The 20,389-nt window shown below is 56.8% G+C and carries 19 protein-coding genes; 16 read left to right on the top strand and 3 right to left on the bottom strand.

From position 1 onward, the window contains the following. Nucleotides 1-68: 68 nt before the first annotated feature. Nucleotides 69-1,346 (bottom strand): ABC transporter substrate-binding protein, encoded by a 1,278-nt coding sequence (locus CRO62_RS00200; protein WP_097098675.1) that lies wholly within the window; start codon nucleotides 1,344-1,346, stop codon nucleotides 69-71. Nucleotides 1,347-1,641: 295 nt separating this feature from the next. Here CRO62_RS00200 and CRO62_RS00195 point away from each other — a divergent pair, with 295 nt between their 5' ends. From CRO62_RS00195 to CRO62_RS00180, 4 genes are all read left to right on the top strand, one after another. Continuing rightward, the gene (locus CRO62_RS00195) at nucleotides 1,642-2,283 is read left to right on the top strand and encodes a response regulator transcription factor (RefSeq protein ID WP_097098672.1); all 642 of its coding nucleotides are present in this window, start codon (nucleotides 1,642-1,644) and stop codon (nucleotides 2,281-2,283) included. A gap of 216 nt (nucleotides 2,284-2,499) precedes the next feature. Beyond that, nucleotides 2,500-4,440, top strand: a complete 1,941-nt coding sequence (locus CRO62_RS00190; RefSeq protein WP_097098670.1) for a hybrid sensor histidine kinase/response regulator — start codon at nucleotides 2,500-2,502, stop codon at nucleotides 4,438-4,440. 15 nt (nucleotides 4,441-4,455) lie between these two features. Continuing rightward, entirely contained in the window at nucleotides 4,456-5,658 is a 1,203-nt protein-coding gene (locus CRO62_RS00185; RefSeq protein ID WP_097098668.1) for an ABC transporter substrate-binding protein, read from the top strand. Nucleotides 5,659-5,975: 317 nt separating this feature from the next. Then, a complete protein-coding gene (locus tag CRO62_RS00180) occupies nucleotides 5,976-6,482 on the top strand; it encodes a helix-turn-helix transcriptional regulator (RefSeq protein ID WP_323455405.1) in 507 nt (168 codons plus the stop codon). Here the strand turns inward: CRO62_RS00180 and CRO62_RS27110 are convergent. Then, nucleotides 6,419-6,622, bottom strand: coding sequence for a hypothetical protein (locus tag CRO62_RS27110; protein WP_179784403.1), 204 nt, complete (start codon nucleotides 6,620-6,622; stop codon nucleotides 6,419-6,421). The two genes, CRO62_RS00180 and CRO62_RS27110, sit on opposite strands and share 64 nt — an antisense overlap. A 340-nt stretch (nucleotides 6,623-6,962) precedes the next feature. On the opposite strand from CRO62_RS27110, the gene CRO62_RS00175 reads away from it, so the two are divergent. After that, on the top strand, nucleotides 6,963-7,631 hold the full coding sequence (locus CRO62_RS00175; RefSeq protein ID WP_323455404.1) for a helix-turn-helix domain-containing protein: 669 nt from the start codon (nucleotides 6,963-6,965) through the stop codon (nucleotides 7,629-7,631). Nucleotides 7,632-7,949: 318 nt separating this feature from the next. Here the strand turns inward: CRO62_RS00175 and CRO62_RS27105 are convergent, their stop codons facing one another. Continuing rightward, complete coding sequence (locus tag CRO62_RS27105) at nucleotides 7,950-8,102, bottom strand: hypothetical protein (RefSeq protein ID WP_179784408.1); 153 nt, start codon at nucleotides 8,100-8,102, stop codon at nucleotides 7,950-7,952. Nucleotides 8,103-8,648: 546 nt separating this feature from the next. On the opposite strand from CRO62_RS27105, the gene CRO62_RS00165 reads away from it, so the two are divergent. The 11 genes from CRO62_RS00165 (at nucleotide 8,649) to CRO62_RS00115 (ending at nucleotide 20,127) form a co-directional block, all read left to right on the top strand. Further along, nucleotides 8,649-9,554, top strand: a complete 906-nt coding sequence (locus CRO62_RS00165; RefSeq protein WP_097098664.1) for a class II glutamine amidotransferase — start codon at nucleotides 8,649-8,651, stop codon at nucleotides 9,552-9,554. Nucleotides 9,555-9,589: 35 nt separating this feature from the next. After that, entirely contained in the window at nucleotides 9,590-10,276 is a 687-nt protein-coding gene (locus CRO62_RS00160) for a GXGXG domain-containing protein (RefSeq protein ID WP_097098859.1), read from the top strand. A gap of 16 nt (nucleotides 10,277-10,292) precedes the next feature. Further along, a complete protein-coding gene (locus tag CRO62_RS00155; RefSeq protein ID WP_003511507.1) occupies nucleotides 10,293-11,621 on the top strand; it encodes an FMN-binding glutamate synthase family protein in 1,329 nt (442 codons plus the stop codon). 84 nt (nucleotides 11,622-11,705) lie between these two features. Next, nucleotides 11,706-13,013: a type III glutamate--ammonia ligase gene (glnT, locus tag CRO62_RS00150; protein ID WP_003511506.1), complete on the top strand. Its 1,308-nt coding sequence runs from the start codon at nucleotides 11,706-11,708 to the stop codon at nucleotides 13,011-13,013. Between the two features lie 92 nt (nucleotides 13,014-13,105). Next, nucleotides 13,106-13,990: a formyltetrahydrofolate deformylase gene (gene purU / locus CRO62_RS00145; RefSeq protein WP_097098662.1), complete on the top strand. Its 885-nt coding sequence runs from the start codon at nucleotides 13,106-13,108 to the stop codon at nucleotides 13,988-13,990. 6 nt (nucleotides 13,991-13,996) lie between these two features. Further along, nucleotides 13,997-14,896 carry a bifunctional methylenetetrahydrofolate dehydrogenase/methenyltetrahydrofolate cyclohydrolase FolD gene (folD, locus tag CRO62_RS00140; protein ID WP_097098659.1) on the top strand — a complete coding sequence of 300 codons (900 nt, stop codon included), beginning with the start codon at nucleotides 13,997-13,999 and terminating at the stop codon, nucleotides 14,894-14,896. Nucleotides 14,897-14,979: 83 nt separating this feature from the next. Continuing rightward, entirely contained in the window at nucleotides 14,980-16,113 is a 1,134-nt protein-coding gene (locus tag CRO62_RS00135) for an aminomethyltransferase family protein (protein ID WP_097098657.1), read from the top strand. A gap of 4 nt (nucleotides 16,114-16,117) precedes the next feature. Next, entirely contained in the window at nucleotides 16,118-16,723 is a 606-nt protein-coding gene (locus tag CRO62_RS00130) for a dimethylamine monooxygenase subunit DmmA family protein (RefSeq protein WP_097098655.1), read from the top strand. Further along, nucleotides 16,720-17,685 (top strand): PDR/VanB family oxidoreductase, encoded by a 966-nt coding sequence (locus CRO62_RS00125; RefSeq protein ID WP_097098653.1) that lies wholly within the window; start codon nucleotides 16,720-16,722, stop codon nucleotides 17,683-17,685. Before CRO62_RS00130 ends, CRO62_RS00125 begins: the two co-directional genes overlap by 4 nt. A gap of 18 nt (nucleotides 17,686-17,703) precedes the next feature. Next, on the top strand, nucleotides 17,704-18,744 hold the full coding sequence (locus CRO62_RS00120) for a heme-dependent oxidative N-demethylase family protein (protein WP_097098651.1): 1,041 nt from the start codon (nucleotides 17,704-17,706) through the stop codon (nucleotides 18,742-18,744). A gap of 45 nt (nucleotides 18,745-18,789) precedes the next feature. Further along, nucleotides 18,790-20,127, top strand: a complete 1,338-nt coding sequence (locus CRO62_RS00115; RefSeq protein ID WP_097098649.1) for an NAD(P)-binding domain-containing protein — start codon at nucleotides 18,790-18,792, stop codon at nucleotides 20,125-20,127. Nucleotides 20,128-20,389 lie beyond the last annotated feature (262 nt).

Genomic DNA, 20,389 nt, shown 5'->3' with positions numbered 1-20,389 from the left:
GGTCCTGTGTCTCGGTTGGTGAGTACCCATCGCCTCGCTCGTTGACGAGTCGATGGGAGAAACGACACCTATTTTGCATAGACCTGGCCGGCAGCCGCCAGCGCGGGGAGGGCGATTTCCTTGTGTTGTGACCACCATTCCGAGGTTTGGATAATGCCGCTGATGCTTGGAGAACCGTCGGCGTTTACACCGTATATTGGCTGAGGCGTGTAAAGATGATGGTTAGCACCGAAGATTTCCTCACCGCCCCACTTTGATTGGCCGAACAAAGGATGATCTATGGAAGACATGCCGTATAGGGTCTTCAGAATGGACTCGGCATCGACAGCGGGCGCTGCTTTCAGGCCGATTTCGAGACCGACCATTGTTGCATACGCCGAAGAAGCCCAAGACGCCCATTCCGCAGCGCCGAACCGCTCGACATATCTTTTGTAAAATGCGTGCGCCCGCGGACTGAAGCTCGGCTCTTGCGCGTCGATTGCGGGGCTGCTGAAAAGCCTCCCGGCGACAGCAGGTAGCATCCCGGCCTGCTCAATGAAACCGATCTCCCATGTCTCGCTGCCGTAGATACCTTGAAAGCCGAGCTGTTCCATCGTGGAGATCATCGCTGCCTTCTGGCCAGGCGCCAATCCGCCTTCGTAAATGATATCCGGGTTCGCTTCGGCCACCGGCGTTAAAAGGCCCAGCATATCGTTCGTCGCGGTTGCGCCGAAAGAATTGTCATAAACTATTTCAACCTTGTCGGCATGAACAGCGCATCCTGCCTGAACGTAGGCGCGCGCCGCGCTTGCAAATGACGAGTCAGTCGTAATGATTGCAACTCGCTTCGCATTGGGATGCTTCTCGATCATATGACTGATAGCCAGCATGTTGGCCATCGGCTGCCCGGTGTGGCCGCCCACGAGAAAGGGAAAGTCCTTGCTCAGAAAGCCGCCGCCATAGGCAGTGATGAGGGACTTAGTTTCATTGGAAAGCGGGCCCAACGCCTGACGACACGAGGGCGTGAAGGTCTGAAGAAGAAGATGCACGCCGTCGTCAAGGATCGCACGCCGTGCGGCTCGAAGCTCATCACCCGCAGCGTAGCAGACATTGTCGTAACCACTAACCTCAATGGAATAGGTCTTTCCATCACCTGCCACGAAGCCGCTGCCGGCTGACAGTTCCTCGGCCCACAGCTGTACGCCTCTGGTGATCGGTATCCCCCATTGTGCGCAATCACCCTGCTGGGGCTGGATGACACCGACTTTGATGACGTCGCTCGCCGATCTGGCGGGAAAGCCCCAGGAAGCAGCTGCAACAGTCATACCAGCGCCTTGTAGGAACTGGCGTTTATTGAGTCTAAGCATGTTTATTCCCCTTTTATAAACGTTTTTGCATTTTTTCTAGGATGAAGCTTATGCTGTCTTGAGTCAACCGCCTAGTTGATGCGTAAACGTAACTAATCATTTCCCTACTAGGACGACCGATTCGTGGAAGTTCGAAAGCTGATGCGCGGCACCGCACAATTCACGGCCCTAAACAATCCAGGCTTCATAACCCTCTGATTTTACCGAGAGGCCAAGACAAGGACCACTCTTTCGTGTATACGTCCCTGACCAAAAGGGGCTATGTTTAAGTCCGACGGTAAACAACGGGAATGAAATGAAAGTTCTGCTAGCTGATGACCACTGGATTGTTCGCACCTCGCTAAAGCACGCAATCTCCTCCGTGAGCCCGTCTTTCGAGGCCATCGAAGCATCAAATTTTGAGGAGGCGATGGAATTGCTCAGCAAACATCCTGACACGGAGCTTATGCTTGTTGACCTCGTGATGCCGGACTTTGCCGAATTCTCGGGCCTCCGGATGCTGCGAAACCGCTATCCGGAAATCCCGATTGTTGTCATTTCGGTTCATGAAGAGCGCGATCATGTTCTCCGGGCGATCGCAGAAGGCGTTGTGGGCTATATACCCAAGAGCGCCGGCGGGGCGGAGGTCATGCGCGCCCTCAAGCTGGTATTAGGCGGAGACGTCTTCTTTCCGCGCGAGATCCTCAAGAATTCGCAGTCAATGGACCAAACGGGACCGATTGCCAGCGGACCGGAAGTGTCGAATCTGCCCCTGACCCCTCGCGAAGACGAAGTGTTCAAGCTCGCAAGCGCAGGTTGCTCGAACGTCTCAATAGCCCAGAAACTTGGAATGAGCGCCAGCACGGTGCGAGTCCACCTTCGGAATATTAATGCGAAGGTACCGCAAGGGACAAAGATGAGGTTGAAGCGTCGGCAGCCCAACACGGACATGTCTTAGCGAAAGTGACGTTCTCGGGCGGCGAACGGGCTGAAACCGACTGCCTCGAGTCATTCGAATCCGCAGCGGCAACGTTGCCGCTTTGCGACTGATCGGTCGGCGCTGAGCACGTCGCAACCGTCATCGCGATCAAATAACTTATTGTCGCAGGTCGATTCGACTTATGCGACCGCTTTGAGGCGAGCCCACCTTGACTAACCGACGGGAAAACCTCTCATGGGCCAGAGCGATTTAGGACAAGGATTTGTGTTGGACAACCCCGATTTCACGATCCCTGAGGAAGCCCGCTTGCTGGCAGAGATATCTAATAGCCTCGTCTATTCAGCGGTATTTGATCGCAACGGACGTTTCGCTATAGAATGGGTGACAGGAAATGTCGGCACACACGGAAGGCTATTGCCCCTGGATGATTTTGATGCGGGCCGATGCACTCCCGAACAAGCCGAGCAGATTGCCTCGCATCTTGCTAGGCTGCATTGCAGTGAAGCCTCCGAATTGCGGCTTCGCTATTTGCTGGATGACGGAACTGTCTGTTTCATAAAAGATACCGTTCGTAGATCATCCGAAAATTCTGGTGAGTCCGCGCGTGTGATCGGCATTGTACGTGACGATTCGATTGAAACAGCAAGAAGCGAACCGTCCGCCGACATCATTCCAGCCCGGCTGGTTGAGCAGATTAATTTCGGGCTTGCCGTCTGGAATGAAGACGGTCGCCTCCTTCAGGCGAACCGGTACTTCAACCAAGCTCTTGCTACTTTTAATGTTGCCCCACCCATCGGTTCGACTCTCGTCCACTTTCTGACCGCACTGGCATCGTCCAGAGAACTGGTCCTCGACCGTCCTTCCGACGAATGGGTGGACCACATGGTTGAGGGATGGGAGTATCGACGCCCAGCGAGCTGGAGCCTGGCAGATGGTCGTTACCTGGATATTGCTTGGCAGGATGTGGAGGGAGGAGTCCTGCTGATCGTACAGGATTCCACTGTCACAAGACAGGGCGAGCGTTTGCTACATCAGGCAAAATCCCTAGCGGAAGACGCGAACTCGAAGAAAAGCAGATTTCTTCACGCAGCTAACCACGATCTGCGCCAACCCCTATCGACGTTGAAAATCCTTACCTTCAATGCCTTGGAACTGAAACCTAAGGCCCAATTGCGGGAGATTCTGAAGTCAATAGATGCGGTGGTCGATGTTATGGAGGACCTGATTGGCGCGCTACTGCAAATCGGCCAGCTCGATGCTGGCAAGATCGCTGTCAGAAGGAATCATTTTCAATCAACGCAGATATTGGAGCGATTGAACGTACAGTTTTCTCCGATTGCGTCTCAGAAGGGGCTCGAATTCCGTGTCGTACAAAGTTTTCTGACACTTGAATCGGATCAGGCTTTACTTGAAAGGATTCTCAGCAATCTTGTAGCGAATGCCATACGTTTTACTGAAAATGGTAAAATACTGATTGGAGTGCGTCGCCGTGGACATATGGCGGAGATTCAAGTCTGGGATACTGGATGTGGCATCGCAACAGACCAACTCGATCTCATTTTCCAGGAATTCCATCAGGTCGACAGCAAGTCTACAATTCGTCAACGTGGCTTGGGTCTGGGACTAAACATCGCCAAGCGTCTCTCGGATATTATGGAGCACAAGCTTCGGGTTGTGTCCTCGGTAGGACATGGCTCCATGTTCGCGGTCGAAGTGCCAGTCGGCGACATTTGGCAAAGCAAGCTTTCCGACGGCGACGTTACCGAAGGCCTTTACGGAGAATTCCGCGATGTCCGCGTGCTTGTAGTCGAGGACGACGAGCGCCTGCGTGCAGCTCTTCAGGAAATGCTGTTGCGTTGGGGAATCAAAGTTCTCACCGTCAGCGACAGGATCGGCGCGCAAAGAGCCCTCGTCGAAGATCGCTTCGATCCCGATATCGTTCTGATAGACTACAGTTTGCGCAATGGTGAAACCGGTACTGAAATTCTGCGGCAGATCTGCGAGGATGTCGGTCGCGACATTCCGGCGATTGTATGCACAGCCAACACGGACCCGGTTGTGGCGCAGCAAATTCGCGACAGCGGCACAGTGCTCCTCATCAAGCCGGTTAGCCCAGCTCGTCTGCGCTCGATTATGCATCATCTACTCTACGAAAAAATCCGTTCCCCGCTATGAGTGAGGTATCGACCAATGGACAGTATTAAAATCGGGAGTATGCTGCCATTTGGGTCGGCCTCTCGCGTCGATGCGCAGGAGTTCCGGAACGGCGCTCGCCTGGCAATCGACGAGATCAACACGTTGGGCGGGATAAACGGCCGGAAACTGAAACTCGTCTGTGTCGATTCCGGCGATCAGAGCGCCGGGGCAGTTGTCGCCGCAGCGCGCAGACTTATAAACGAGCACGGTGTGCATGCGATCATCAACGGCTATAATATGGGGTCTCATAATGCTGAATACGATGTCATAGCCGATGCCGGGATCATTTACATTCACAGCAATACAACTATCCAGCATCACGACACAATTGCCAGCGACCCACATCGCTATTTCGGTTGCCTCATGGGCAACCCAGCCGACTATTGGTACGGTCAGGGGTTCATCAAGTTCATTTCCTGGCTTCGAGATACGGGGCAGTGGCGCCCGGACTCAAATCGGCTCGCGATCATTTCTGGATCGCGCCCCTACAGCATCGTGATCGCCAACGCGATGAAGTCGGCTGCGAAGGAGTTTGGGTGGGTCACCGCGTTCGGTCCAGAAATCGTCGATACGCCAACCAAGGAGTGGAGGAATGTTCTCGACAGGGCTCGAGCAGTCGAGCCGTCGATCTTGGTGAATACGCATTTCTACGCCCATGATCTGGCGCATTTCCAAAACCAGTTTCTGCAAGACCCGTTTCGCTGTCTTGTCTATTTGCAGTACGGAGGCATGCACAAAAGTTTCGGCGATATCGTGGGGAAACGGGCAGAAGGCGTCTTGATCGGGACAGTAGTCGGTCTCCTCCAGGATGAGAGTGGGAAAGCGTTCGCGCACAAATACATGAAATGCTTCGGGGAATTGTCCACACCCGAGGTTGGATGCCTGACCTATAGTTCAGTTCGACACTACGGGGCCGCGGCAGCTATCGCTGGGGGTACAGGCGCACCTTTTGATCCGACCGAACAAAACCGAAAAGTTGCCGAAGTACTGGTCACGATGCCCTTCAGATCTGTCGTCGGTACGATCAATTACCACCCGGCCTGGCGTGCCGCCATCCCCTATCCGGACTATACGGCTGATCCCACGCTCGGTATGCCGCACTTGTTTTACCAATTGCAGCATCAAGGCAAAGAATGCTCCATCGTCGCGCCGGAGCCTTATCGTACATCTCGGTTTCGACTGCCGAGCTGGTTTTGAACGGGCCAATGTCTAGTCTAGTGGTTACCGCCCGACATAAGAGTCCGGTATGGGATTCCTTTTGCTGGGTTGGCCTGCGAGTCTGGCGTATGCGCACAGGAATATCGTTCACCGTTTTGCCAACCGATCACCAACGCCTGGTGGCCTTGAGCAGAGATCGCGGTGAAGGTGCGCGACGCGGCTGAATCGTTGCAATTGACCCATCTGCTCGACACCCCATATGTTAGCACGACCTATCGTGATGCCTGGGTTGCTCGCTACCTCTTGCGGGATACGTAAAAGTCGATCCAATCGTCCGCGAGGGCCGCATCCGACAAATGCCATTCGATTGGCGCAAGGTCGACGTTCCCCAATCGGCCCATGACTTTGTGCTCGACGTCCAGGAAGACGGCGTTGGAGCCAATGGATATTCTATTCCCATTGTCGACAAGAAGCGCCGCTTGCTCTTCTCCCTGAACTCCAGGAAGCCTGCCAGTGAGTGGAGCAGGCTTGTCCAGATATATCGCCACGAGTGGCTCGAGCTCGCATTTCTGATCCATAGGAAAGCTGTGTTCGAACTGCACGGCGAGCATGACCCAATTCCGCAGCACGATCCGCGGGAAAAGGAGTGCCTTCACTGGTCAGCTCTCGGAAAAACGAACGACGAAATCGCCGAGATTCCCGGCCTATCGATTCATACGACGCAACGGTATCTGATGTCGGCACGCCACAAGCTAGGCGCTGCCTCAACGACATCCGCGACTGCGCTGGCAATTCAGCTTCACCTGATAATCCTGTATGGCAACACGCAGGACTGCAACATTGCGTCCAGCAGGGCAGGATAATCCGCAAATCGCCCCTGACCAACCATCGGATACAACTGGATGGCGCGCTGCGTCTTTATTCCGTAGACGGCGTCTAAGGGCACGTCAAACGCACCTATGCTATCGCGCTCGACGCGCTTTGCCGTGATCTGTTCTGTCATGTATCGAGCTCCTACCTAGATTAAGAGAAAAGCCCATCGTTCAAAGATTGACAAACGACTAATGCGCAGAAGTCATTCCTTTAAGTCATAACCCACGTATGATGCGGAAGCAGGATTGTCCGTTCGATTCGCGTCAGCGCGGCAGGATGAGAATTGTCAGGAAGCGAAACAGCGACAGCGGTTGACCCCGATGACCGTTGCGAAGGCGTAGGTCGGAGATCACAGAAAGTCGATCGCGCCGGCAAGTGTACGGAAGAAGGTGTGGGTTTCTTACAGCAGGCAAAATTTTTCGGAATAACGAGACGTTTCCTGTAAGGAACTTAGTTCGTAGGAGGTAATGATGACCGACAAGAATGAAAAGGATGAGCAGCAGTTGGCCATCTTGTCGCAGGACCCGCACCGGGTTCGCGAGCCCAGGGAAAACAATCTAGAAATGGCGATAGGGCACGAGGTTCGCACCTATCGCAAAGCGCTCGGCATCACCGTCACTGACCTTGCAAACGCAACCGGCATTTCCGTGGGCATGCTGTCGAAGATCGAGAACGGCAACATCTCGCCGTCACTGACAACGCTGCAGGCGCTGACCAAAGCGCTAGGCGTGCCGCTCACTGCGTTTTTTCGCCGGTTCGAGGAGCCGCACGACGCGACATTCGTCAAGGCCGGAGAAGGAGTGAACATCGAGCGGCGCGGTACGCGTGCGGGGCACCAGTACAGCCTGCTCGGTCATATCGCCAACAATACAAGCGGCGTCTTGGTCGAACCCTATCTGATAACGCTGACGACTGAGTCCGATGTCTTCCCGACGTTCCAGCATGAGGGCATGGAATTCCTGCACATGCTAGAGGGAGAAGTGGTCTACCGCCACGGCGATCAGCTATTCACCATGCAACCTGGCGACAGCCTGTTCTTCGATGCCGATTCACCCCACGGACCGCAGGAACTGGTTCATCTACCGGCCCGTTACCTCTCAATCATCAGCTATCCGCAAAGGCGCAACCAGACTGACTGACTTAAAATCCGAAGCCACCCGTGCAGGCCTTGTATCGACGCCGAACTCAAGGCGGATTTGGATGCTCTTGTCCCGTAGGCCTCCGGCCAGCCGCGCAACTGCACCAGATCGAAAATTTCCGTCCCTTGCGGGTGATCAGTCCTAAGATATAGCCGATCAGGATCATAGTGGACTGGACGAAGGGGGAAGCTGGCGCCGTCGAGATCGATGGTCCTGCCCTTTTGCAAGCATGGTCTCGACAGACCGGTCGCCTATGCCGATCTCTATACGCTTCTGGCCTTGGTCCGCAATGGACGATCTGCCATTGTGCAACAGCTTTTAGCCGACAAGCTCCGCAGAAGAAGGCGTCGCATCAGTGGTGACGAACAATTGCCTGGCGCCATAGGGGCGAACCGCATGAGGTGCCGTCGCGATCGTTTGCATCAGGAGCCGCAGGTCGCCGCTTTTGCGCCGCCAGAACGTGTAGCGCATCGCCTACCGGATTCCGAGCGCATGGAGTCTGATTTTTCCCATAAAATTAGCGACTTTTGTCTTCATACGCTTGTCGAGGTTGCGCCGTAGCGAGCGTCGCTCGCCGAGCGCTACGGGGTCAATCATCGTGGATTGCTGATGGTGCTGGAAAAATTGAAGCAACGACCGCGGTGCCACTCGACCGGTAGGCCAGCCCCAAACCGGCGGTCGTCTTCCCGCGTCATCTCGATTATCCTTTTCAGCCACATGGGTTCGTCCTTCCTGCTCGAATACCGGGAATAGCGGCCGGATCATGCCCTGCGTCTACTGCAGCAGCGAAACCCGCTTTCCATCTTCGAAATCGCGCTCGCCACCGGGTGTCCGACGCCGGGGCATCATGCACGAACCTACCGTCCGCCTTCGGGGAGCCGCCACGCGCGCGACGGCAGTCTTCCAATCGTCTGGCGTAGTTTTAATTGCCTTAAAAGAAAATAACTTTCTTCATGGTTGAAATTTAGAAAGGCAGCTGCTATCCATCCTTCGTCAACGAAACAAGGAATTGTCCCCATGTGCGGAATTGTCGGATTGTTTTTAAAAGACAAAAGCCTTGAACCGCAGCTGGGTGAGCTGCTTTCGGACATGCTCGTGATTATGACGGATCGTGGACCGGATTCCGCCGGCATCGCGATCTATGGAAGCGCTGCCGATGGCCGGGCAAAAGTGACCATCCAGTCGGCCGATCCAGTCGCCGATTTTTCGGGCCTTGCCGAAGCGCTGAAGGAAAATGGCGTTGAAGCTTCGGTTGCGGTGAAAAGCACCCACGCGGTCCTGGATATTCCATCGGCAAAGCTCACGGGAATTCGATCGGTCCTCGCCGCCATCCGTCCCAATGTGCGGGTGATGGGCTCCGGCGACAGCGTGGAAATCTACAAGGAAACCGGCCTGCCGAAAGATGTCCTCGCCCGTTTTGGCGTGCGCTCCATGGCGGGCAGCCATGGCATCGGCCACACCCGCATGGCAACGGAATCGGCTGTGACGACGCTTGGCGCACACCCCTTCTCCACCGGTGCCGACCAGTGCCTGGTGCATAACGGTTCGCTCTCCAACCACAATAATCTGCGTCGGGAACTGGTACGCGAGGGCATGACCTTCGAAACCCAGAACGACTCGGAAGTGGCCGCCGCCTATCTCACGGCTGAAATGGCCAAGGGCAAGGATCTGGGCGAAGCGCTGACCGGCGCGCTGGATGATCTCGACGGGTTCTTTACCTTCGTCGTCGGCACCAAATCCGGTTTCGGCGTGGTGCGCGATCCCATCGCCTGCAAGCCGGCGGTGATGGCCGAGACCGATCAATATGTCGCTTTCGGCTCCGAATACCGCGCGCTGGTCAATCTGCCCGGCATCGAAAGTGCCCGCGTCTGGGAGCCGGAGCCGGCGACCGTCTATTTCTGGGACCATGAAAAGGCCGCGTGAAACCGTCATCGGCGCATATTGCGAAAGTCATATCCATGCCAGTTTTCGATCTCTCCCACACGCCTTTGCGTGAACTCAACAGCGCGCTCCATGGGCTTTCCTCGGGCGCAAACGATACCGAATTCGAAGTTGTCAATCCGCGCGGCCACCATGCCGTCGCTGTTGGCATCGACAGCCCCGTCATCGTCGATGTTCGCGGCTCGGTCGGTTATTATTGCGCCGGAATGAATGATGGCGGCACCGTCACCGTCCACGGCTCGGCAGGCCCAGGTGTTGCAGAAAACATGATGTCGGGCACCGTCGTCATCGAGGGCGACGCTTCGCAATACGCAGGTGCCACCGGTCGCGGCGGGCTTCTGGTCATCAAGGGCAACGCCGCTTCCCGTTGCGGCATTTCCATGAAGGGCATCGATATCGTCGTGAAGGGCAATATCGGCCACATGTCCGCTTTCATGGGCCAGTCCGGCCACCTCGTCGTCTGCGGCGATGCGGGCGATGCGCTGGGTGACTCCCTTTATGAAGCGAAGCTTTTCGTGCGCGGCTCGGTCAAAAGCCTCGGCGCCGATTGCATCGAGAAGGAAATGCGGCCCGAACATCTGGAAAAGCTTGCCGAGCTTCTCGAAAAAGCGGGTGTCACCGATGTCACCCCTGATGAGTTCAAGCGCTACGGTTCGGCCCGCACGCTCTACAATTTCAACATCGACAACGCCGACGCGTATTGAGGCGAGGGATTTTCCGATGAGCTATCACAACCCCTTCACCCCGCCGCGCAAGTCCGCGACTTTCGATGATCACACGCTGGCGGAAATCCGCCGTGCGGCTGCGACCGGCATCTATGATATTCGCGGCGCAGGCACGAAGCGCAAGGTGCCTCATTTCGACGACCTGCTGTTTCTCGGCGCGTCCATCTCGCGTTATCCGCTCGAAGGTTATCGCGAGAAGTGCGATACGACCGTTACCCTCGGCACGCGCTTTGCCAAGAAGCCGATCACGCTTAAAACGCCGATCACCATTGCCGGCATGAGCTTCGGCGCGCTTTCCGGCAACGCCAAGGAAGCGCTCGGCCGTGGCGCAACCATTGCCGGCACCTCCACCACCACGGGCGATGGCGGCATGACGGATGAGGAACGCGGCCACAGCCAGACGCTGGTTTACCAGTATCTGCCGTCGCGTTATGGCATGAACCCTAAGGATTTGCGCCGTGCGGACGCCATCGAGGTGGTTGTCGGCCAGGGCGCGAAACCGGGTGGCGGCGGCATGCTGCTTGGCCAGAAGATTTCCGATCGCGTCGCCAATATGCGCAATTTGCCGAAGGGGATCGACCAACGTTCCGCCTGCCGTCATCCTGATTGGACCGGCCCGGACGATCTGGAAATCAAGATCCTTGAACTGCGCGAAATCACCGATTGGGAAAAACCGATCTACATCAAGGTTGGTGGTGCGCGCCCCTATTACGACACCGCACTTGCCGTAAAGGCCGGTGCCGATGTGGTGGTGCTTGATGGCATGCAGGGCGGCACGGCGGCCACGCAGGACGTCTTCATCGAAAATGTCGGCATGCCCACGCTTGCCTGTATTCGCCCCGCAGTACAGGCGCTTCAGGATCTCGGCATGCATCGCAAGGTACAATTGGTCGTGTCCGGTGGCATTCGCTCGGGTGCGGATGTCGCCAAGGCTCTGGCGCTTGGTGCCGATGCGGTTGCCATCGGAACGGCGGCGCTGGTGGCGCTGGGCGATAACGACCCGAAATGGGAAGACGAATACCAGAAGCTCGGCACCACGGCCGGCGCTTACGATGACTGGCACGAGGGCAAAGACCCCGCGGGCATCACCACGCAGGACCCGGAACTTGCCGCACGTCTTGACCCAATCGCCGCCGGTCGCCGCCTCGCCAACTATCTGAAGGTCATGACGCTCGAAGCCCAGACCATCGCGCGCGCCTGCGGCAAAAACCATCTCCACAATCTGGAGCCGGAAGATCTGGTGGCTCTGACCATGGAGGCTGCGGCAATGGCGCAGGTTCCGCTGGCGGGAACAAACTGGTTCCCGGGTAAAGGCAGCTTTTAAAAAAACACAATGGACGGGCGCATTTGGGAGGATGTGGCCGTCTTTTTCGATGAAGTGTCTGATATTCAAAAAAAGGGGAATGACGTGACACTGGACCTCTCCAAGTTTGCTGCCGAAAAAGGCATCAAATATTTCATGATCAGCTATACCGATCTCTTCGGTGGTCAGCGCGCCAAGCTGGTTCCTGCAGAAGCGATTGCCGATATGCAGAAGGGCGGCGCCGGATTTGCCGGTTTCGCCACATGGTTCGATCTTACACCCGCCCATCCCGATCTCTTCGCAGTGCCGGACGCCTCCTCTGTCATCCAGCTTCCCTGGAAAAAGGATGTGGCCTGGGTTGCTGCCGATTGCGTCATGGAAGACCAGCCTGTGGAACAGGCGCCGCGCGTCGTTTTGAAAAAGCTCATCGCGGAAGCGGCCGGGCAAGGGCTGCGGGTCAAAACCGGCGTGGAACCGGAATTTTTCCTGATTTCGCCGGACGGCGCGAAAATCTCCGATGAGTACGACACGGCGGAAAAGCCCTGCTACGACCAGCAGGCAGTGATGCGTCGTTACGATGTGATCGCGGAAATATGCGACTACATGTTGGAGTTGGGCTGGAAACCTTACCAGAACGACCATGAGGACGCGAACGGCCAGTTCGAGATGAACTGGGAATATGACGATGCGCTCCAGACGGCGGATAAACATTCCTTCTTCAAGTTCATGGTCAAGTCGGTTGCCGAAAAGCACGGGCTGCGCGCGACATTCATGCCGAAACCTTTCAAGGGGCTGACCGGCAACGGCTGCCACGCTCATATTTCGGTCTGGGATCTGGACGGCAAGGTCAACGCTTTTGCCGACAAGGCAATGCCTTTCGGGCTCTCCGCAAAGGGCAAGACGTTTCTGGGCGGCATCATGAAACATGCCTCTGCTCTTGCTGCCGTCACCAATCCGACGGTTAATTCCTACAAGCGCATCAACGCGCCGCGGACCATCTCGGGCGCGACCTGGGCGCCGAACACGGTGACCTGGACCGGGAACAACCGCACCCACATGGTACGAGTGCCAGGGCCGGGGCGTTTCGAACTGCGTCTGCCGGATGGCGCCGTGAACCCCTATCTGCTGCAGGCCATCATCATTGCGGCCGGTCTCTCGGGTGTCCGCTCACAGGCCGATCCCGGTCCGCATCACGATATAGACATGTATCGCGAAGGTCATACCGTGACGAATGCGCCTAAACTGCCGCTCAATCTTCTCGATGCGCTGCGCGAATACGAGAAGGACGAGGAACTGCAGCAGGCATTGGGCATGGAGTTCTCAAAGGCCTATCTGAAGCTCAAGCAGGGCGAGTGGAACGCTTATTGCGCGCAATTCACCGCCTGGGAGCACCAGACAACGCTCGACGTCTGACAGCAGCAAAAACATACCTGAATGGACCCGTGCGCGTGGATATCCGCGGCGCAAAGTGAAAATTCGGCCGTAAAACGGCGGAGGAAATCGGCATGACGACCTATGTATTGACAGTGACGTGCAAATCCACCCGTGGGATCGTGGCTGCGATCTCGAACTATCTTGCCGAGCAGGGCTGCAACATCGTCGATTCCAGCCAGTTCGACGATCTCGATACCGGTAAGTTCTTCATGCGTGTCTCCTTCATCTCGGAAGACGGTGTCGGCGGGCAGGCGCTCGTCGAAGGCTTTAAGCCGATCGCCGAAACGTTCGGAATGGACGCCGAAATCCACGATGCCAAAAAGCGCGTGAAGGTGCTGCTCATGGTCTCGCGCTTCGGCCATTGCCTCAACGACCTGCTCTATCGCTGGAAAATCGGCGCATTGCCGATCGACATCGTTGGCGTCGTTTCGAACCACTTCGATTACCAGAAGGTGGTGGTCAATCATGATATCCCCTTCCACCACATTCCGGTGACGAAGGAAAACAAGCCTAAGGCTGAAGCACGGATCATGGAGATCGTCGAAGGCAGCGGTACTGAACTGATCGTGCTTGCGCGTTATATGCAGGTGCTTTCCGACCGGATGTGCGAGACGATGTCGGGGAAGATCATCAACATCCACCATTCTTTCCTGCCATCCTTTAAGGGCGCCAACCCCTACAAGCAGGCCTATCAGCGCGGCGTGAAGCTGATCGGTGCAACAGCGCATTATGTGACTGCCGATCTCGATGAGGGTCCAATCATCGAGCAGGATATTGTGCGTATCACCCATGCCCAGAGCCCGGAGGATTATGTGTCTCTCGGGCGTGACGTTGAGGCGCAGGTTCTGGCACGCGCCATCCACGCCCATATTCACCACCGCACCTTCATCAACGGCAACCGCACTGTCGTCTTCCCTGCAAGCCCGGGCAGCTATGCGTCCGAGCGGATGGGGTAAGCAGCCATGGCTGATGTAATCGATGGCAAGCAAGTTGCCGCCACCGTGATCGAGACCGTGACGGCGGCGGTCGCAGATCTGGAAGCTAAGACCGGTGCAAAGACCGGGCTGGCAGTGGTGATCGTCGGCGACGATCCGGCAAGCCACACCTATGTCGGCGCGAAAAGCCGTACGGCGAAGGAATGCGGTTTCAAATCGGTTCAGCATACGCTTCCTGCCGAGACGACGCAGGCGGAGCTTGCGGCGCTGATCGGCAGGCTCAATGCGGATAGTTCAATCCACGGCATTCTCGTGCAGCTGCCGCTACCGAAACATCTGAATTCCGAGCCGATCATCCAGTCCATCCTGCCGCAGAAGGATGTCGATGGGCTTCATGTGATGAACGCCGGCAAGCTTGCCACGGGCGACATTTCAACCGGGCTCGTATCCTGTACGCCCGCCGGTGCGATGCTCTTCGTGCGGGGTATCCATGGAGACGATCTCTCCGGGCTGAATGCCGTAGTCATCGGCCGTTCCAACCTGTTCGGCAAGCCGATGGCGCAGCTCCTGCTTCATGCCAATGCGACGGTCACTGTCGCCCATTCGCGTACGAAGGACCTCCCCCGCATCTGCCGTGAGGCCGATATTCTCGTCGCCGCCGTCGGCCGTCCGGAAATGGTCAAGGCCGACTGGTTGAAGCACGGCGCGACCGTGATCGATGTCGGGATCAACCGGATTGCTGCAGCTGACCGGGGCGAGGGCAAGTCGCGGCTGGTGGGCGATGTCGCCTTTGCCGAATGCGCCGATGTCGCTGCTGTTATCACACCGGTACCGGGCGGCGTTGGACCGATGACCATAGCCATGCTGATGGCAAATACGGTGATCGCGGCCTATCGATTAGGTGGTCTGAAACCGCCGAAATTCTAAAGTGGAACGCTTGCCAACCGTGAAAACAGCATTATACTCAGGAAACAAATATTCCATACAGTAAAAATAGGGGACGGGATATTATGACTTCTACATGGCGTTTTTCAGCTCTGGCGGATCGCCACCGGGCGCTGGGCTCGAAGCTTGAAGACTGGAACGGGATGGGAACCGCCTGGACCTACGACAAGGATATTTACGAAGAACACATTGCCGTGCGCACCAAGGCTGGCATCATGGACGTGTCGGGCCTGAAAAAGGTACATCTCGTCGGACCCCATGCGATCGCGGTGCTCGACTACATCACCACCCGCAACGTCACCAAGGTTTACCCAGGCAAGTCCGTCTATGCTTGCATGCTCAATGACCGAGGTCATTTTATCGATGACGGCATCATCTACCGCACGGGTCCAAACTCCTGGATGCTGGTTCACGGCTCCGGCGCGTGCCATGAGGAAATCGTCAAGCAGGCACAGGGCCGCAATTGCGCCGTGCTGTTCGACGACGACCTGCACGACCTGTCGCTGCAGGGACCGCTCGCCGTCGATTATCTCGAAAAGCATGTACCCGGCATCCGCTCCCTCAAATATTTCCATCACATGCAGACGACGCTGTTCGGAGCCCCGGTGATGATCTCGCGCACCGGATACACCGGCGAACGCGGCTATGAAATCTTCGTGCGCGGTCAGGATGCTGGCATGGTCTGGGATCGCATCGTCGATGAAGGCAAGGAGATGGGCATCATCCCCGTCTGCTTCAGCGTTCTCGACATGCTCCGGGTTGAAAGCTACCTGCTATTCTATCCCTACGACAATTCGCAGATGTATCCGTTTGCGAACGAGCAGCCCGGCGACAGCCTGTGGGAGCTCGGCCTCGACTTCACCGTTAGCCCGGGCAAGACAGGTTTCCGCGGTGCCGAGGAGCATGCGCGCCTCAAGGGCAAGGAACGTTTCAAGATTTTCGGGCTTCTTATCGAGGCGGATGGTCCCGCCGATCTCGGCGACGAGGTCTTTGCCGATGACAAAAAGGTCGGTGTCATCACCTGCCCGAGCTATTCCAAGCTCACGAACCGCTCGATGGCAATCGCACGTCTCGATGTGGACAAGGCCGTGCAGGGCACGCCGCTTGAAGTGCGTGGCAAGTCGCTGAACGCAAAAGCCATCGCCCATACAATCACCTTCGATGATCCGAAGAAGACCAAGCGGATGGCACAGGACTGACAGTATGCTCGTGCAAGGGATCAAAAGCAGGCCGGAATATAAGGGGCTCAGCATTGATCCCCACGCCAAACGCCACCTCTTCGTCCTTGAGGGCGAGGGGGCGGCAGCCCTGACCGATCAGGTCGACTTGAAAGGCAGGGATTTCCTCGCAAAATCGGAAATCCTCTATCTCGCCGCCGGTGCAGCACCCAAAGCCTACGACGTCACGCTCGCGGCCCTGTCGCCCGATATTTTCTGGCAGGCTCCGACGCTTCAGCCGCTATTGTTTCGTCTGCGCGCCTGTCTGGATCAGGCCCGGATGGGAACGCGGCTCTATATCGCTGGCACGGAAGGCTTCATTGGTCAGGTCATGCAGGTTGCGCTCGAATTCGCGATCGATTTCAACTCTATCCACACCGAACATCGCGGCTCGACGGCGCGTCGGGTACAATGCGTGCACTGCAAGGGCATCACCGACAACGTGACCACCAGCCCCTTTGCCTGCACCCATTGCGGTCTGCCTCTGCTGGTGCGCGATCACTATTCGAGACGTATCGGCGCGTTCCAGGGTGTCAATATCGATGCGGAAGAACCGGGTACTGCGCCTGACCCTGAGGAAATGTTCCCATGAGCCTCAATACCGATATGCCTGTGAGGGTCGCTGATGTGACCCAGGTCACCGATCTGGTCAAACGTTTCCGCTTCGAGCGAACAGACGGACATCCCATGCCGTTCTTCTCAGGCGGCGCCCATGTCGTCGTTTCAATGAACGATAGTGGCCTTCTGCGCCGCAACCCATATTCGCTCATGTCAAATCCTGATGATAATAGTGCCTACGAGATCAGCGTGCTCAGGGTTCCCAATTCCCGCGGCGGCTCGATCTTCCTGCATGAGCAGGTGAAGCCGGGCGATCAGCTGACCATCAGCCAGCCTGTCAATCTCTTCGCGCCGGACCATCGCGGCCGCAAGCACCTGCTGTTTGCCGGCGGCATCGGCATCACCCCTTTCATCGCCATGATGGAGCAGTTCAGCCGCGACAACATCGCCTTCGAACTGCACTATGCGATCCGTTCCCGCTCGCACGGGGCTTACTGGAAGCAGTTGCTCGATCGCTACGGTCCGCGCCGCATCAAGATTTATGTCGACGAGGAAAAGAATTACCTTCCCGTGGCCAAGATCGCCGACAACCAGCCGCTTGGCACGCATCTCTATGTCTGTGGTCCCGCTGGCATGATCGACGGCGTGCTGATGACGGCGCTGGAGGCGGGCTGGCCGAAGGAGAACCTACATTCGGAACGGTTCCTGGCACCGCCCGCCGGCTTGCCGTTCCAGGTGTTTCTCGAAAAATCCAACATCCACATGACCGTCGGCGAGCACCAGAGCATTCTGGAGGCAGCCGAAGCCCATGGCTGCGATGCCCCCTACATGTGTCGCGGAGGAGCCTGCGGCCAGTGCGAAACTGCGGTTTCCTCCTGCGATGGTACCCTTGAACATAACGATATCTATTTGTCGGACGAGGAAAAGGCATCCGGCAAAAAGGTCATGATCTGCGTATCGCGGTTCAAGGGCCAGCAACTCGTTCTTCAACTCTAGCTTAAGGGGACCGGACAGATGACCATCACGTTCAGGAACGAAACGTTCCGCGACGACTTCAGCTTCCGCAACAGCCTCCACAATATCAGGCGTTTTCCCTTTCCCTTCGACCGCGACGAATACATGTACTCGGTCAATATGGAGCCGCATGTCCGGGGCAAGAAGGACAGCGTCTTTGAAAACCTGGTCGATGTCGACGAACATTACGTCGCGGAGATGCAGGACCGGGCGATGGTGCTGAAGGAAGACCCGCTCCGCTGCCAGGCGTTGCCACACATGATGACGGCGCAATGGGATGTCCTTGAACTGCTGATGGAGCATAAGGCGCAGGATTACCCCGAACACTTCACTCTTGAAAAGAACGGGGACCGCTGGCGCTGGATCAACAGGCCGCTTGGCATCGACGAGACCTTCACCTTCGGCGACCCGTCGACGCTTCCCTATCCGCCAATGGAATACATCACAAGGCAAGCACAGGGCGATTTTTGCATCGTCGACCAGCGTGACAACAATCTCTGGATGGATGCCGGCATGGTCACCACCCAGGCTGATTGGTCGCTGGATTTCGACATCGGCATGAACTTTATGGAATGGCACGGTCCGGTACCACTTGCTCACCAGATCGGCGTGTTCGAACGGGCGCTGAAGTTCCTGCTCAACCTGCAGCAGGGCAAGCCGACGCGGCGCCTCAACTGGACGATGACGGTCAATCCGCGGCTCGATACATCTCCAGAAAACTTCCCCAAATGGGGACCGGACCGGGCAACGGTTACGCCCGATAATGTCGGCGACAAAATGCATCTGCGCGTCGAGCTGCAGAGTCTCTGGCGCCTGCCGCGCTCCAACGCCATCCTCTTCGTCATCCGCTGCTATCTGATCAACCTCAATGAGCTGGTCACCGTACCGAAATGGGGCCGCCGCCTGCCGCGCGTGTTGAAAAGCCTGCCTGCCGAGATCGTCGACTACAAGGGGCTGACCCGCAATCGTCAGATCATGATCGACTGGTTGGCGAAATATGACGACGGTGCGCCGACCAGCGCGGGCATCCATCCGGATTGAAGGTCTTCAAAAAGCTTACAACGATATAAAAGGGAACATACATATATGACTAGAGTAGCGGTAATCGGCGCAGGACCATCGGGTCTTGCTCAATTGAGAGCATTCCAGTCCGCGGCCCAAAAGGGCGCGGAAATCCCCGAAGTGGTTTGCTTCGAGAAACAGGCCGAGTGGGGCGGATTGTGGAATTACACGTGGCGCACCGGCCTCGATGAGTATGGTGAGCCGGTCCATGGCAGCATGTACCGTTATCTCTGGTCGAACGGCCCCAAGGAATGCCTGGAGTTTGCCGACTATTCCTTTGAGGAACATTTCGGCAAGCCGATCGGCTCCTATCCGCCTCGCGCCGTGCTGTGGGACTACATCAAGGGCCGCGTCGAAAAGGCCGACGTGCGTAAATGGGTGCGCTTCTCGACCCCCGTGCGCATGGTGCGGTTCGACGAGGCGACGAAGAAATTCACGGTGACCGCGCACAACCGCGTCGAGGACCGGATGTATGACGAGGAGTTCGACTATGTCGTCGTCGCCTCCGGCCATTTCTCGACCCCAAACGTCCCGTATTTCGAAGGCGTGAAGACCTTCGGCGGCCGCGTGCTGCATGCCCACGATTTCCGCGATGCCCTGGAGTTCAAGGACAAGGACGTGCTGATCGTCGGCCGCAGCTATTCTGCCGAGGATATCGGATCGCAATGCTGGAAATACGGTGCCAAGTCGGTGACGACCAGCTACCGTTCCAAGCCAATGGGCTTCAAATGGCCGGAGCGCTTCGAAGAGCGGCCGCTATTGCAGAAGCTTGTCAATAAAACAGCCCATTTCGCCGACGGATCGACCAAGGAGGTCGATGCGCTGATCCTGTGCACCGGCTACCTCCACCATTTCCCGTTCTTGCCGGATGACCTGCGCCTGAAGACAGCCAACCGCCTCTGGAGCGACAGTCTCTACAAGGGTGTGGTCTACGAGGACAATCCGCAGTTGATGTATATCGGCATGCAGGACCAGTTTTACACCTTCAACATGTTCGACGCCCAGGCCTGGTATGCACGCGACGTCATCATGGGCCGCGTCGGCCTGCCCTCGAAAGCAGAGATGAAGGCGCATTTCGACAAGTGGCGTGCCCGCGAGGAAACGCTGGAAGATGCCGAGCAGATGATCTGGTTCCAAGGCGACTACATCATCGAACTTCTGGAGGACACCGACTATCCGAAGTTCGACGTCGAGGGCACCAACAAGACCTTCATGGAATGGGAGCACCACAAGGCTGCGAACATCATGGGCTTCCGCGACAACGCCTACAAGTCGCTGATGACCGGCACCCTCGCACCCAAGCATCATACGCCATGGTTGGAGGCTATGGACGATACGCTCGAGGTTTATCTAAAGAACTGATCGCTCGTGACGACAAAGCCGAAGGCCATCTCAATGACCTTCGGCCACAAATTTCGAGTAACGGAGTATCATCCAGAACCATCCATAGTATTCTTGTCCGCCCTCCAGCATTTACCAGGTCCCCATGGATTTTCTAAGCAGCGCTCTCGGACGGATAAAAGGTTTCCTCTTGAGGTTATCGGCAGTCGATACGCGCTTAAACCTACATCAATTTCGAGGAGACCACCCGCGTCATGGGTGAAGTAGTCGCGAGGCGCTGAAA

Origin of the sequence: Rhizobium sp. AN6A, from assembly GCF_900215635.1 — a bacterium.
GTDB classification, from domain to species: Bacteria; Pseudomonadota; Alphaproteobacteria; order Rhizobiales; family Rhizobiaceae; genus Agrobacterium; species Agrobacterium tumefaciens.
The sequence above is the reverse complement of the archived record's forward strand: the minus strand, read 5'-3'. Positions and strand labels throughout refer to the sequence as shown.

Excerpts from the sequence above, each read along its gene's own strand:
- CRO62_RS00200 (WP_097098675.1), bottom strand. The coding sequence starts at position 1,346 with ATGCTTAGACTCAATAAACGCCAGTTCCTACAAGGCGCTGGTATGACT.
- CRO62_RS00195 (WP_097098672.1), top strand. The coding sequence starts at position 1,642 with ATGAAAGTTCTGCTAGCTGATGACCACTGGATTGTTCGCACCTCGCTA.
- CRO62_RS00190 (WP_097098670.1), top strand. The coding sequence starts at position 2,500 with ATGGGCCAGAGCGATTTAGGACAAGGATTTGTGTTGGACAACCCCGAT.
- CRO62_RS00185 (WP_097098668.1), top strand. The coding sequence starts at position 4,456 with ATGGACAGTATTAAAATCGGGAGTATGCTGCCATTTGGGTCGGCCTCT.
- CRO62_RS00180 (WP_323455405.1), top strand. The coding sequence starts at position 5,976 with ATGCCATTCGATTGGCGCAAGGTCGACGTTCCCCAATCGGCCCATGAC.
- CRO62_RS27110 (WP_179784403.1), bottom strand. The coding sequence starts at position 6,622 with ATGACAGAACAGATCACGGCAAAGCGCGTCGAGCGCGATAGCATAGGT.
- CRO62_RS00175 (WP_323455404.1), top strand. The coding sequence starts at position 6,963 with ATGACCGACAAGAATGAAAAGGATGAGCAGCAGTTGGCCATCTTGTCG.
- CRO62_RS27105 (WP_179784408.1), bottom strand. The coding sequence starts at position 8,102 with ATGCGCTACACGTTCTGGCGGCGCAAAAGCGGCGACCTGCGGCTCCTG.
- CRO62_RS00165 (WP_097098664.1), top strand. The coding sequence starts at position 8,649 with ATGTGCGGAATTGTCGGATTGTTTTTAAAAGACAAAAGCCTTGAACCG.
- CRO62_RS00160 (WP_097098859.1), top strand. The coding sequence starts at position 9,590 with ATGCCAGTTTTCGATCTCTCCCACACGCCTTTGCGTGAACTCAACAGC.
- CRO62_RS00155 (WP_003511507.1), top strand. The coding sequence starts at position 10,293 with ATGAGCTATCACAACCCCTTCACCCCGCCGCGCAAGTCCGCGACTTTC.
- purU (WP_097098662.1), top strand. The coding sequence starts at position 13,106 with ATGACGACCTATGTATTGACAGTGACGTGCAAATCCACCCGTGGGATC.
- folD (WP_097098659.1), top strand. The coding sequence starts at position 13,997 with ATGGCTGATGTAATCGATGGCAAGCAAGTTGCCGCCACCGTGATCGAG.
- CRO62_RS00135 (WP_097098657.1), top strand. The coding sequence starts at position 14,980 with ATGACTTCTACATGGCGTTTTTCAGCTCTGGCGGATCGCCACCGGGCG.
- CRO62_RS00130 (WP_097098655.1), top strand. The coding sequence starts at position 16,118 with ATGCTCGTGCAAGGGATCAAAAGCAGGCCGGAATATAAGGGGCTCAGC.
- CRO62_RS00125 (WP_097098653.1), top strand. The coding sequence starts at position 16,720 with ATGAGCCTCAATACCGATATGCCTGTGAGGGTCGCTGATGTGACCCAG.
- CRO62_RS00120 (WP_097098651.1), top strand. The coding sequence starts at position 17,704 with ATGACCATCACGTTCAGGAACGAAACGTTCCGCGACGACTTCAGCTTC.
- CRO62_RS00115 (WP_097098649.1), top strand. The coding sequence starts at position 18,790 with ATGACTAGAGTAGCGGTAATCGGCGCAGGACCATCGGGTCTTGCTCAA.